This is a genomic window from Alistipes timonensis JC136, from assembly GCF_900107675.1.
GTDB lineage: Bacteria > Bacteroidota > Bacteroidia > Bacteroidales > Rikenellaceae > Alistipes > Alistipes timonensis.
The window spans coordinates 447,791-461,116 of record NZ_FNRI01000001.1 but is presented as its reverse complement, the minus strand read 5'-3'; the positions used below and the strand labels follow the sequence as shown (position 1 = coordinate 461,116).

Here is a 13,326-nt window from a genome sequence, read left to right as displayed (position 1 = left end):
TACTCCCGCTCGGCATAATCGAACAGGCGTTTGCTTCTGCTCTCGACTTTTCGTATCTTTGCCGCTCAATCTGCAATAATTTATGATTTCAATAGACTCCCTGACCGTAGAGTTCAGCGGCACGACACTTTTCAAAGACATCTCTTTCACCATCGGTGACAAGGACCGGATCGCCCTGATGGGAAAGAACGGAGCCGGCAAGTCGACCCTGCTGAAGATTATCGCCGGGGTGCGTTCGGCCACACGCGGCCGTGTGACTATCGGCGAGGGCGGTAAAGTGGGTTACCTGCCTCAGCATCTCACCGTGGAGGATGGTCGGACACTCGTCGAGGAGGCATCACGGGCTTTCGAACACCTGTTCGAGATCGAACGGCGGATTGCATCGCTCAACGAACAGCTCACGACCCGCACCGACTACGAAAGCGAGTCGTACATGCGCCTGATCGAGGAGGTGACGGCCATTTCCGAGAAATTCTATGCCGTGGACCTCACCAATTACCAGGAAGATGTAGAGCGCATCCTCCTAGGACTGGGCTTCGAGCGCTCGGACTTTACGCGGCAGACCTCCGAGTTCTCGGGCGGATGGCGTATGCGCATCGAGCTGGCCAAACTGCTGTTGCAGAAACCCGACCTGCTGCTGTTGGACGAGCCGACGAACCACCTCGACATCGAATCGATCGAATGGCTGGAGGATTTTCTGATGAACAACGCCAAGGCCGTGATGGTCATTTCCCATGACAAAGCCTTCGTCGACCACATCACCACGCGCACGATCGAGATCATGCGCGGACGCATCTACGATTACAAAGTCAACTACTCGCACTATCTGGAACTGCGTAAGGAGCGCCGCGAGCAGCAGCAGGCGGCCTATGAAAACCAGCAGAAGATGATCGCCGAGAACCGGGAGTTTATCGAGCGGTTCAAAGGCACCTATTCGAAGACCAACCAGGTGCAGTCGCGCGTGCGGATGCTCGAAAAACTGGATATTATCGAGGTGGATGAAGAGGATACATCGGCCCTGAACCTCCGTTTTCCACCCGCGCCGCGCTCGGGAGCCTATCCGGTCATCACTTCGGAGCTGGGCAAGGCCTACGGCGATCACCGGGTTTTCAGCGACGTCTCGATAACCGTCGAGCGTGGCGACAAAGTGGCTTTTGTGGGGCGTAACGGCGAAGGCAAATCGACGATGGTCAAAGCCATCATGGGACAGATTGATTTCGAAGGGTCGGTACAGATCGGGCACAACGTCAAAATCGGCTACTTCGCGCAGAACGAGGCATCAGGGCTCGACGAGACGATCACCGTCTTCAAAACCATCGACGACATCGCCGTGGGGGATATCCGGACCCGCATCCGCGATATCCTCGGAGCGTTCATGTTCGGCAAGGAGGCCAGCGAAAAACTGGTCAAAGTGCTCTCGGGCGGCGAACGAACGCGTCTGGCGATGATTAAACTATTGTTGGAACCGGTCAACCTGCTGATCCTCGACGAGCCGACGAACCACCTCGACCTGAAAACCAAGGAGATTCTCAAAGAGGCGCTGATCGCTTTCGACGGAACGTTGATTGTCGTCTCCCACGACCGCGATTTCCTGGACGGGCTGACGCACAAGATTTACGAATTTTCCCACGGTCGCGTCACCGAGCACCTCGACGGCGTCTACGGCTTCCTCCGGAAAAAGAAGATCGACAATATCAGCGAGATAGAGCGGCGCAAGGCATAAACGGCCGTTCCCGACAACCGACGACCGCCTCTTTCGGGGCGGTCGTCGTCGTTATCCGATTGAAAAAGAGCCGCACTTTCGGGTGCGGCTCTCCTCTCTATAAAACTGCTGGAAACTTATTTCTCGATCAGCGAGATCGACCGCTGGATGAAATCCGTGAGATTCTTGCCTTTCAGCATGCCGTTGGTGAGCAGCGCCAGGTCGATGATCTGCTTGACGAGGCGGTTCTCGCCGCCGATCTCGCGCAGGCGCTCGTTGCGCTCGTCGCGCAGGGTGACGATCTTCTTCGACAGCTCCTCGCGGGTGGATTTCTCCTCGGGTGTCAGTTCCTCCTCTTTCTTACCCTTCACAACCTCGTCGAAGCGCTTCTCCTCAGCTACCGCGGCGTCGATCTTCTTGGTGACGGTCCGCAGTTTGTCGCCGTAAGCTTTCTCCACGTCAGCCAGGATATCGATGACGATGGGGTGGTTGCCGTTTACTGCGATGGTGAAGTTGTCGGGCATCTGGCCGTAGAACTGGCTCATGCCCCCGCCGCCCATCGCAGCCATCTCTTTCATACGACGCATGAATTCGTTCTGAGTGATGACTACCGGCGCTTCGTCGGGCGACATGGCTTCGAACGAGATGTTGTAGTGAATCTTGTCATCCTTGGGCATCTGGCTCTCGAAAACGGGCTCCAGCACCTCCTGCTGCGCTTCGGAAAGCGACATTTTGACGTTCTCCTCCTTCTGGATGAGTTTGTCGACGACATCGCTGTCCACACGCACGAAGCACGTCTCCTTCTCTTTCGACTCGTACCAGTTGATGTAGTGGTTGTCCAACTGGCCGTCCATCACCAACACGTCGTAGCCTTTGCCCTTGGCGGCCTCCAGCGAGGTGTATTTCGCCACGGGGTCGTCCACGTAGAGGAACACCACGGTCTTGTTCTTGTCGGTCTGGTTCTCCTTTACCTTCTCGGTGTACTCCTTCGGGGTGAAATACTGGCCCTCGGTGTTCTTCCAGAGCATGAAACCGGTGGCTTTTTCGGCGAATTTCTCGTCGGTGAGAATGCCGTACTGGATAAATACCTTCAGATCGTCCCATTTCGACTCATAGTCCGCACGCATCGTCGTGAACAACTCCTGCAGCCGGTCTGCGACTTTGCGGGTGATGTAGCTCGAAATCTTCTTCACGTTGGAATCGCTCTGCAGGTAGCTGCGCGAGACGTTCAGCGGAATGTCCGGTGAGTCGATCACGCCATGCAGCAGCGTCAGGTACTCCGGCACGATGCCCTCGACCTGGTCCGTCACGTAAACCTGGTTCGAATAGAGCTGTATCTTGTTCTTCTGGATTTCGAAATTGTTGCGGATTTTCGGGAAGTAGAGGATACCCGTCAGGTGGAACGGGTAGTCGATGTTCAGATGAATCGAGAACAGCGGCTCGTCGCCCATCGGGTACAATTCGTGGTAGAACTCCTTGTACTGCTCTTCGGTGATATCCGCCGGCTTGCGGGTCCACAGCGGCTCGATGTTGTTGATGATGTTGTCCTTGTCCGTGTCGACATACTTGCCGTCTTTCCACTCTTTGACCTTGCCGAAAGCGATCGGAATGGGCAGGAAGCGGCAGTATTTCTTCAGCAGTCCTTCGATCTTCGACTCCTCGGCATACTCCAGTGCATCCTCCGAGATGTGCAGCACGATGGTCGTGCCACGGTCGCGGGCCTCGTCGGTCTCCTCCATTTCGAACTCGGGAGTTCCGGTGCAGCTCCAATGCACGGCCTTCGCCCCCTCGCGGAAGGATTTCGTAAAGATTTCGACTTTGTCCGAGACCATGAACGCCGAGTAGAATCCCAGTCCGAAGTGGCCGATGATCGCCTGGTTCTTGTACTTCTCCATGAACTCCTCGGCACCCGAGAACGCAATCTGGTTGATGTACTTGTCCACCTCCTCGGCCGTCATGCCCACACCGCGGTCCGTGACCGTCAGTGTTTTCTTCTCCTTGTCCACGGCCACATGAATCGTCAGGTCACCCAAATCGCCCTTCATTTCACCGATCGACGAGAGGGTCTTCAACTTTTGGGTAGCATCCACGGCGTTCGAGATCAGCTCGCGCAGGAAGATTTCATGCTCCGAATAAAGGAATTTTTTGATGACGGGGAAGATGTTCTCCGTCGTAACTCCGATTTTTCCGTTTTTCATTGTCTTATCGTTGTTGTTTTATTGATTTTCCATCGGGATAGTCAACAAACGGTGTGCCAGTGATTTTTTTCTGCCATTCTGTCAGCCGGGACTGCCAAAACCGGGCGGTCTCTTGCACAACGGCACGATTTTTTAGTATCTTTGCCGGCGTAAGACGCCGGTTTCAGGGCGCGGGACAATTCCGGGATTCGGGACCCGATCCGCGCATCCGGCGTAAATATAAATTTATCGGCAATGGAAACATTCGATTTTCTGAAACTGGCGAAGAAGCGGTACGCCTGCCGCAAATATTTTGACAAACAAGTGGAGCCGGAAAAACTGGCCCGAATCCTCGAAGCGGGGCGCATAGCCCCCACGGGCGCCAACCGGCAGCCCCAACGGTTGGTGGTCGTACAGTCGAAAGAGGGAATGGAACGCCTTGCGCGCTGCACGCGCGATTTCGGGGCTCCGCTGGCCGTCATCGTCTGCGCCGACACCTCCGAGGCGTGGACCCGCAAATACGACGACAAGATGATCGGCGACATCGACGCTTCGATCGTCACCGACCACATGATGCTTGCCGCTACGTCGCTGGGCCTCGACACGCTGTGGATCTGCATGTTCAAACCCGAGGCCGTGCGCGAGGAGTTTTCGTTGCCTCCGCACGTGGAGCCCGTGAACATCCTTTTGATCGGCTACGGCGACGGCATCCCGGCCGATCCCGACCGCCACGACACGCTGCGCAAGCCGCTCGACAAAACAGTTTTCTACGAAACATTTTGAAACAAAAAAGGGAATCGATAACCGATTCCCTTTTTCATTGCCCTGCAAAACCTATCGCGCGTAAAGGTGAAACACCATGCGCCATGACTCTCCCGGGGCGACGGCCCGGAAGCCTTCGGCCGAGGGGTTCGGCAGGTTGGGGGCGTTCGTGGTCCACGACTGCGGCTCGGGACAGCAGTAGGGGACCTGGCCTCCGTTATTCCAGATCGTCCAATAGGTCGTTTGGGAATCCACTTCGTAGAAAATCCGCGCACCCGTGCGCCGGTTCTCGACCAGCGCCCCGCGGAACGATTTGCCGTCCACGTCGATCTCTTTCAGTGTGAAGCCCGCCTCGATCGGTTCACAGTCGGTAACTTGCAGCCCTTCGTGACGCAATTTGGAAAATTGCTCCGACAAAGGCAGCTTGCGACCTGTCGGGAGGTTGCGTTCGCTGAGCTCGACCTGCTCGCCGACGGCCACGCGCATCACGTAATCCGCGGCGTCGCCCCCGGCAAAAGGAATGCACAGCGGGGTATGGAATCCCACGCCTATGGGCATCCGCATCTTGCTGCGGTTCGAAAACATCACCTCCTGCTCCAGCCCGTCGGCCGAGAGCCAGTAGGTGATCTTGCATTTGAATTCGTGCGGAAAGTCGCGGAACACGGCGTCGTTACCCGCATTGGCGTAGTAACGGCACTCGACCATCACCTCCTCGGCTGTCTCGCGGGCTTTCGAAACAATGAAAGCCTCGCTTTTGAGCACCCCGTGGTGGTAGTTTTGCTCCTTTTCGATGGTGATCGGGTATTGGTAGGTGCGGCCTTCGAAGGTGTAACGGCCGTCGGCGATGCGGTTGGGCGGGAAGAGGATCGGCAGTCCGAATACCTGCGGACGGCTTTTGAAGACCTCGATCTCGTCGGCCCCGGGTGTGCGCAGAATCTCCGCACCCAGCCGCGTATTGGCCAGCCGCACGAGGTTCGCACCCATTTCCGGCACCAGCAGCGCCGTGTAATCTCCCTTGGAAAATTCGACGGCTTTCAGGCCGTGGAAGTCGACGGTACGCAGCATCCTCAGAACAGTTTTTCGATCTTCTCTCTCAGCGCATCCTTCGAGCAGGCGCCCACCTGCTTGTCCACAACTTCACCGCCTTTGAGGAAGATGATCGTCGGGATGTTTCTTACGCCGTATTTCATCGTAATGTCGTCGTTCTCCTCGACGTCGCACTTACCGATGACCGCCTTGCCTTCGTATTCGGTCGCCAGTTCGTCCACGATGGGCGACATCGTGCGGCAGGGACCGCACCATTCGGCCCAGAAGTCGATGACTACCGGCTGGTCGCCTGCGAGCAGCCCTTCGAAATTGTCTTTGTTGATTGCCAATGCCATTGCTTTGTGTTTTTTTGTTGATTATTGATGTATGTACGATTATGCGATCGAATAGCGTATCTGGTTCTCCTCCAAATATCCGACCAGGGATTGCGTGAGGCTCACCCTGTGACTCTTCGAGAAGAGGCTCAGCGAGACCTGAGCCTCGCGGTCGTAGACGCTCAGGCGCAGCAGCGTGTCGCCCTTCGACTCCCGGACCTTCTCTGTCAGGTCGCGGATCAGCGTTTCGGTCACGTCCCCGATCGGCAGCTGCACGACCATCGTCTTGATCGTTTCGCGCATCTCCTGCAGCTGGACCATCGAGATGATCTTGAACTCCAACTCCTTGTCGTTATAAGGTTTGGGCTGCACCTTGCCGCGGACGAACAGGAAGTAGTCCGCGAAGAGGTATTTCCGGAAATTCTCATAATCCTTGCCGAAGAGGGCGAACTCGTGTGCGCCGTTATAGTCCTCCAGCTTGAATTTGCCCCACGGTTTTCCGGTCTTGGTCATCAGGTTTTGCACGCTCACGACCATTCCCGCCACGGCGACCTCCTGCCCTTTGATGGCGTCGAGGTTCTCCAACTCCGAAAGCTGGGTCTTGCACATGTGGTCGATGATGATTTTATAATCGTCCAGCGGGTGTGCCGAGAGGTAAAGCCCCACCATTTCGCGCTCCTTCGTGAGTTTCTCCAGCTGGCTCCACTCGGCACACGCCGGAAGCACCGGACGCTGGATATCCACATGGCCCTCACCGCCGAACAGGCTTTGCTGAGCATTGTTCTGCTCGGTCTGGAACCGCTGTCCGTAGCGCATCAACTGCTCGATGAAAGTGATGCCGTTGGCGTCACGGGCATCCACGCCGAAAAACTTGCAGCGCGAGAAATCCGCAATCGAGTCGAAAGCTCCGGCGTAGGCGAGGTTTTCGAGGCATTTGCGGTTGACCAGCGAGTAGTTCACCCGCTCGATAAAGTCGTAAACGTCCTTGAACGGACCGTTGGCCTTGCGCTCGGCGATGATGCTCTCCACGGCGGCCTCCCCGACGCCCTTCACGGCGGCCAGTCCGAAACGGACATCGCCGGCGAGGTTGGCCGAGAACTGCCGCATCGACTCGTTGATGTCGGGACCCAGTACGCTGATGCCCATTCGCTTGCACTCGTTCATGTAGAGCGTCAGCTGCTCGATGTTCGTCAGGTTTCGGCTCAGCACGGCGGCCATGTACTCCGAAGGGTAGTTGGCTTTGAGGTAGGCAGTCTGGTAAGCCACCCACGAATAACACGTGGCGTGCGATTTATTGAACGCGTAAGAGGCGAATTTCTCCCAGTCGCCCCAGATTTTTTCGAGCACCTTCGGATCGTGGCCGTTCTTCTTGCCGCCTTCGATGAACTTGGGCTTGAGATGGTCCAGCTTGTCCTTGAGCTTCTTACCCATGGCCTTGCGCAGCGTGTCCGACTCGCCGCGGGTGAAGTTGGCCAACAGACGCGACAAGAGCATGACCTGCTCCTGGTAGACCGTGATGCCGTACGTATCCTTCAGGTACTTCTCCATCACGGGGATATCGTACTCGATGGGACTGCGGCCGTGTTTGCGGGCAATGAAATCCGGAATGTAGTCCATCGGGCCCGGACGGTAGAGTGCGTTCATCGCGATCAGGTCCTCGAAGGTCGAGGGCTGCAGTTCGCGCAGGTACTTCTGCATGCCCGCGGACTCGAATTGGAACGTTCCGACGGTGCGGCCCTCGCCGTAGAGCTTGTAGGTCGCCGGGTCGTTGATGATCGTGAAGTCGTCGATGTCGATCTTCACGCCCTTGGTCAGACGGACGTTCTCCACGGCGTCCTTGATGATCGAGAGGGTTTTCAGACCCAGGAAGTCCATCTTGATAAGTCCCGTGTCCTCGATCACCGAACCTTCATACTGCGTGACGAGCATCTTCTCGCCGGTCTCCTTGTCGTCGGCCGTCGAGACGGGCACCCAGTCGGTGATGTCGTCGCGGCAGATGATCGTACCGCAGGCATGGACGCCCGTATTGCGGACGTTGCCCTCCAGCATCTTGGCATAGCGAATCGTGTCCCTCAGCACGGGGTCGCTCGATTGCTCGGCGGCTTTCAGCTCGGGCACGTAGTCGATGGCGTTCTGCAGGTTGAGTTTTTTGTCCGGAATTTTGTCGGGCACCAGTTTGCAGAGTCGGTCCGACTCCGAGAGCAGGAGTTTCTGCACACGTGCCACGTCTTTGATGGCCAGCTTGGTGGCCATCGTACCGTAGGTGATGATGTGCGCCACCTTCTCCTTGCCGTATTTCTGCGTCACCCAGTTCAGCACGCGCCCGCGGCCGTCGTCATCGAAATCCACGTCGATATCGGGCAACGAGATGCGGTCGGGGTTCAGGAAACGCTCGAACAGCAGGTCATAGGCGATGGGGTCGATCTGCGTGATCCCGAGACAGTAAGCCACGGCCGATCCGGCGGCCGAACCACGGCCGGGACCCACCGAGACATCCAGTTCCTCGCGGGCGGCACGGATAAAGTCCTGCACGATAAGGAAGTAACCCGGGAAACCCATCGTCTTCATGATGTGCAGCTCGAACCGCAGCCGCTCCTCCTGCTCTTCGGTCAGTTGCTCGCCGTAGCGCCTGTGGGCACCTTCGAACGTCAGCTTGGCGAGGTAGTCGGCCTCGAATTTGATGCGGTACAACTTGTCGTAACCGCCCAGGCTCTCGATTTTCTTGCGGGCCGCTTCCTCCGACATCACCACATTACCGTTCTCGTCGCGTGTAAATTCGTCGAACAGGTCTTGCTCCGTGAGCCGGGCGCGGTACTCCGCCTCGGTGCCGAACTCCTCGGGAATCTCGAACTCGGGCATGATCGGCGCATGGTCGATCGAATAACATTCGACCTGATTGCAGATATCGACGGTCGTCGCCATCGCCTCGGGGTCGGTCTCGCCGAATATCGCGGCCATTTCGGCCGTCGTTTTCAGCCACTCCTGCTTGGAGTAGAGCATACGCTTCGGGTCATCGAGGTCCTTGCCTGTCGAGAGACAGATCAGACGGTCGTGCGCCTCGGCGTTGTCCTCATCCACGAAATGCACGTCGTTGGTGCAGACCATCCGCACGTTGTGCTTCGCGGCCAGTTCGCGCAGGTGTTTGTTCACATGCAGCTGCATGGGGTAGGCCTCGTGGTTGGCCCGTTCGACAGTCGCCTTGTGCAACTGCAGCTCGAGGTAATAATCGTCTCCGAAAACCTTCTTGTGCCATCGGATCGACTCGTCGGCCCGTTCGAGGTCGTTCGCCGTGATCGAACGCGGCACCTCGCCGGCCAGACAGGCTGAGCAGCAGATCAGCCCCTCGTGGTACTTCTCCAGCTCCACGCGGTCCGTTCGCGGACGCATGTAGAAACCTTCGGTCCATGCTTTTGAGACGATCTTTATGAGATTATGATACCCCTTGAGGTTCTTGGCCAGCAGGATCAGGTGATAACCGCTCTGGTCGGGCTTGCCCTCCTTGTCGTGCAGGCGGCGGCGCGCCACGTAGACCTCGCAGCCGATGATGGGTTTGAAAGCCAGTTTGCGTCGGAGGTCCTCCAACTGCTTTTCGCACTTGGCGATCTCCCCAGCGGGGTCGGCCGCAGCCTCCGTGCCGTCGCGCAGGGCGGCGATCCGCGCCTCGCATTCGGCGGCTTTGCCCTTAAGCTTGCCTTTGACTTTCTGGACGTAGTTGTAGAACTCTTTGATACCGAACATGTCGCCGTGATCCGTCACGGCTATGCCCGGCTGTCCGTCGTCCATGGCCTTGTCGACGAGCCGCTGGATGCTGGCTTGTCCGTCGAGAATCGAATATTGGGTGTGTACGTGAAGATGTACGAATTGCGGCATGATTGCGTCACTATTTATATACATGCAAAGATAACCTATTTTCCGGTAATTTCTATGGCAGGAGTCTTGCATTTTATCAACAAAATGCTTAACTTTAGATATCCAACCAAAACCGGAAAATTATGCAAGACGACACTTTGGTTGTACTGGCGGAGTACAACACCATCACGGAAGCCGAGATCAGCAAATCCATGCTCGACAGCGCCGGCATCTGGTCGACGATCCGCAACGAATATATGTCGGCCATCTATCCTATCGGCACCATGCCCGCCCAGGTCGTCGTCCGTGAGGAAGACTACGAAAAGGCCCGCGCAATGCTGCGTCACCGTTAAAAAACCTTGCCGGGCCGGAGCGGAAGTTCCGGCCCTTATCACCCATCCAAAAGCAGAGCAGCAAGAGCTTATTAAGCCGGCGAGGGTCAATGCCCCTCGGGAATGAAGTTCATCCGCAGCTCATAAGCCGTACGCTGGGGAACGCCGCGAACTTTGCGGGGCGTCCATTTGCCCCGGCTGTTGCGGATTACGCGAATCACCTCTTTCGTAAGACGCTCGTCGGGCGATTTCGCGACATCGCCGATGGTGATTTTGCCGTCAGGTTCGACGTAGAAGCGGACATGAACCACGCCGCCTGCATTTTTAAACCGCTCGTCATAGCGCAGCCGGTCGTACGCCCACGCATAGAAACTCTTGCCGGGGTCCTCGCCCAGAAAGAGCAGGGGATCGGGGTCCTGCTTACGGACGATTTTCTCGACCGGCAGACGCAGTGTCAGCCGCAGTGTGTAGTCGGTCTTGCATCCTTCGGCGTCCACCGCAGGCATCCAACCTTTGAGGCGTGAGAACGCCTCTGTCATGGCCTCGCGCGTCGCGTCGCTGGCCGCCGGAAGGTCCGTGCGGTCACGCCCTTCGGAGGCATTGTCGCGGAACCGCCATTCGCTGACGCCTCCCGTGCTGTCCACTTTGAAAGCCACCGCTACGCGCGGCGAGATCTCTGCGGCGGGAATCTGCCGCTCTACGGCGACCTTTTCGAATTCGCCCACCAGACGGCGCATGAAATACTCCACGTCCGCGCCGTTGAATTTAGGCGGCGTCAACTCCTGTTGGGCCGACGCCGCGCCCCAGAAAGCTACGAATAAGCACAACGTCAATAATTTATTTTTCATAGCTTTATAGATAGTCTGTTAAAGTGTCGCTTTAAGCATTCCATATTCGCCATGCCCCCTCGGCTTGCCCGACAAACATCGTCCGGCCGTTCAGGACATGCGCTCCGCGCTGTTGCCCGTAGGCGAGGAACTGCGTCAGGGGCGGGTTATACACCAAATCCAACAAATAGTGTTCCGGTGTCACGTAGCCGTAGGGGATGCGGGGAGCGTCGTCGACACGGGGATAGGTCCCTACGGGCGAGGCGTTGACGATCAGCCGGCTCTCCTCCACGACTTCGCATGGCAGGTTATCATAGGTGTAATTGCCTTTCGAGACATCGCGTGAAACCAGCGCAAAGGGAATGTCGCGTTCGGCAAGGGCATATTGCACGGCCTGTGAAGCGCCTCCCGTACCGAGGATCAATGCAGCCGAGGGTTGTTCGCCGCCCAGCAGCTCGTCCAACGCGGCCCGGAGGCCGATGATATCGGTATTGTAGCCCGTGAGGCTCCCGTTTGCCGCGCGGCGAATGCAGTTGACGGCCCCGATGGCCTGCGCCTCGGGCGACACTTCATCCAGAAAAGCCATCACCTCGCGTTTGTAGGGAATGGTGACGTTCAGTCCGCAAAGCTCGGGCAGACGCTCCAACAAGGCGGGCAGGGCCTCGATCGACGGCAGTTCGTAAAGCGAATATTCACAGTCGGTTATCCCTTCTGACATAAATTTATCCGTGAAGTAGGCAGCCGAAGCCGAATGGCCCAACGGCCTGCCGATCAATCCGAAACGCCGCATGGTCTATTCCTCCTGTTTTTTAACGATGATGCGGGCGGCAAGTTCGATGCCATAGATGGCCATAAATCCCACGATGCCGAGCAGGATGGCCTGCATGAGCAGCGAGGGCTGCCCCGTGAGCTGTTCGAAAGTTCCGGGGGCGATGTTGGTCTGCACGAGGGGCTGTGCGACGCCGTGGCTGTCGAGATAGGTCTCCACGGTCTCTTTCCACGGCCACACCTTGTTGAGCGACCCGACCATGAAACCCATCAGCACAGCCACCGTCACGTCGTGCAAATGTTTGAGCAGCCACGACAACAGGTGCGAGAACGAGATGATACCCGCCGCCGCGCCGATGACGAAGACAACGATGACGGGGATGTTGAACTCCCCAACGGCATGCATGATATACTGATATTTGCCGAGTAACAACAGGATGAAGGCCCCCGAGATGCCTGGGAGGATCATGGCGCAGATGGCGATGGCGCCCGAGAGCATCACGAACCACCAGTCGTTAGGAGTTTCGGCAGGCGTTGCAACCGTAATCCACCATGCCGCGACGGCACCGACGACGAAAGCCAGCAAGGTTCGCCAGTCCCAGCGACCGATCTGCCTGGCGACGAGCAGCGCCGAGGCCACGATCAGTCCGAAGAAAAACGACCAGATGGCAATGGGGTGGTTCACGAGCAGGTAGGTCATCAACCGCGCCAGCGAGAAGATGGCAACGGCGATGCCCAGCAGTACGGGCAGCAGGAAGCGTCCGTTGATATGGCGCCAGAACTCGGCGAAACGGAAGCGGAGCAGCAGTTTTAACGCCGTGGCGTTGACGCTGCGGATCGAGTCGAGCAGTTCCTCGTAAATGCCTGAAATGAAAGCGATCGTGCCGCCCGAAACACCGGGGACGACATCGGCCATACCCATGGCGCACCCTTTGAGTGCAAGTATGATGTACCGGGAAAATTTCATAAATCTGTCTGCGTATTTTTGATTTGGACAAAGATACAAAAAAGCCGAATGGGTTCAAAGCCGAATTGCATACGGTCCGGCAAAACTTTCCGGCAAATAAAAGTGTCGTTACGACACCAAAGATACGAAAAATCCCCGAACGCCGATACGGCGGTCAGGGATTTCACAATTTGGTAACCCGGCTGCGGGATTATCTCTCCGGTTCGGGCGTTCCTTTGGTGCGGCGGATGAATTCGACGACCTCGTTGAAACCCTCGGCGAATTTCGAGAAATCCTCCTTGTACAGGAATATCTTGTGCCGGTCGAAGATCGCCGAACCGTCGGGGCCCGTGATCTTGCGGCTTTCGGTGATGGTCAGGAAGTAATCGTCGCCGCGCGTGGCCCTGACATCGAAAAAATAGGTCCTCCGGCCCGCTTTCACGGCTTTGGAGAGAATCTGGTCGGCGTGGTCCTCGCCTTCGCGACGAACCTGGACTTGGGGTAGCATGGAGTCGGTTTTTGAGGGTTAGTCTTAGCTATGTAAATTCATGGTTGTATAACGAATTTACACAAAAAAACGCAAATCTCCAAATACTTACAGG

At 57.0% G+C, this 13,326-nt stretch carries 11 protein-coding genes; 3 read left to right on the top strand and 8 right to left on the bottom strand.

Annotated elements, in window-relative coordinates:
• Positions 1 to 82: 82 nt before the first annotated feature.
• Positions 83 to 1,723, top strand: coding sequence for an ABC-F family ATP-binding cassette domain-containing protein (locus tag BLU78_RS01815; protein ID WP_010259714.1), 1,641 nt, complete (start codon positions 83 to 85; stop codon positions 1,721 to 1,723).
• Between the two features lie 116 nt (positions 1,724 to 1,839).
• Here BLU78_RS01815 and htpG read toward each other — a convergent pair whose 3' ends face one another.
• A complete protein-coding gene (gene htpG / locus BLU78_RS01810; RefSeq protein ID WP_010259711.1) occupies positions 1,840 to 3,900 on the bottom strand; it encodes a molecular chaperone HtpG in 2,061 nt (686 codons plus the stop codon).
• Between the two features lie 234 nt (positions 3,901 to 4,134).
• Between htpG and BLU78_RS01805 the strand changes: the two genes are divergently transcribed.
• Positions 4,135 to 4,662: a nitroreductase family protein gene (locus BLU78_RS01805; protein ID WP_010259709.1), complete on the top strand. Its 528-nt coding sequence runs from the start codon at positions 4,135 to 4,137 to the stop codon at positions 4,660 to 4,662.
• 51 nt (positions 4,663 to 4,713) lie between these two features.
• Here the strand turns inward: BLU78_RS01805 and BLU78_RS01800 are convergent, their stop codons facing one another.
• Genes BLU78_RS01800 through dnaE form a run of 3 tightly spaced genes read right to left on the bottom strand, consistent with a single transcriptional unit; the run spans position 4,714 to position 9,872 of the window.
• Positions 4,714 to 5,706: an aldose 1-epimerase gene (locus BLU78_RS01800; protein WP_010259706.1), complete on the bottom strand. Its 993-nt coding sequence runs from the start codon at positions 5,704 to 5,706 to the stop codon at positions 4,714 to 4,716.
• A gap of 2 nt (positions 5,707 to 5,708) precedes the next feature.
• Positions 5,709 to 6,023, bottom strand: coding sequence for a thioredoxin (gene trxA, locus BLU78_RS01795; RefSeq protein WP_010259704.1), 315 nt, complete (start codon positions 6,021 to 6,023; stop codon positions 5,709 to 5,711).
• A gap of 39 nt (positions 6,024 to 6,062) precedes the next feature.
• Complete coding sequence (gene dnaE, locus BLU78_RS01790) at positions 6,063 to 9,872, bottom strand: DNA polymerase III subunit alpha (protein ID WP_010259702.1); 3,810 nt, start codon at positions 9,870 to 9,872, stop codon at positions 6,063 to 6,065.
• A 122-nt stretch (positions 9,873 to 9,994) separates the two neighbouring features.
• Here dnaE and BLU78_RS01785 point away from each other — a divergent pair, with 122 nt between their 5' ends.
• Positions 9,995 to 10,204, top strand: a complete 210-nt coding sequence (locus BLU78_RS01785) for a putative signal transducing protein (RefSeq protein ID WP_010259701.1) — start codon at positions 9,995 to 9,997, stop codon at positions 10,202 to 10,204.
• An 86-nt stretch (positions 10,205 to 10,290) separates the two neighbouring features.
• Here the strand turns inward: BLU78_RS01785 and BLU78_RS01780 are convergent, their stop codons facing one another.
• The 4 genes from BLU78_RS01780 to BLU78_RS01765 form a co-directional block, all read right to left on the bottom strand.
• A complete protein-coding gene (locus BLU78_RS01780; protein ID WP_231290722.1) occupies positions 10,291 to 11,031 on the bottom strand; it encodes an energy transducer TonB in 741 nt (246 codons plus the stop codon).
• A gap of 31 nt (positions 11,032 to 11,062) precedes the next feature.
• Positions 11,063 to 11,800, bottom strand: coding sequence for a shikimate dehydrogenase family protein (locus BLU78_RS01775; RefSeq protein WP_010259697.1), 738 nt, complete (start codon positions 11,798 to 11,800; stop codon positions 11,063 to 11,065).
• 3 nt (positions 11,801 to 11,803) lie between these two features.
• Complete coding sequence (locus BLU78_RS01770) at positions 11,804 to 12,745, bottom strand: polyprenyl-phosphate transporter (RefSeq protein WP_010259695.1); 942 nt, start codon at positions 12,743 to 12,745, stop codon at positions 11,804 to 11,806.
• A gap of 190 nt (positions 12,746 to 12,935) precedes the next feature.
• Entirely contained in the window at positions 12,936 to 13,232 is a 297-nt protein-coding gene (locus tag BLU78_RS01765; RefSeq protein ID WP_010259692.1) for a DUF3276 family protein, read from the bottom strand.
• Between the last annotated feature and the right edge of the window lie 94 nt (positions 13,233 to 13,326).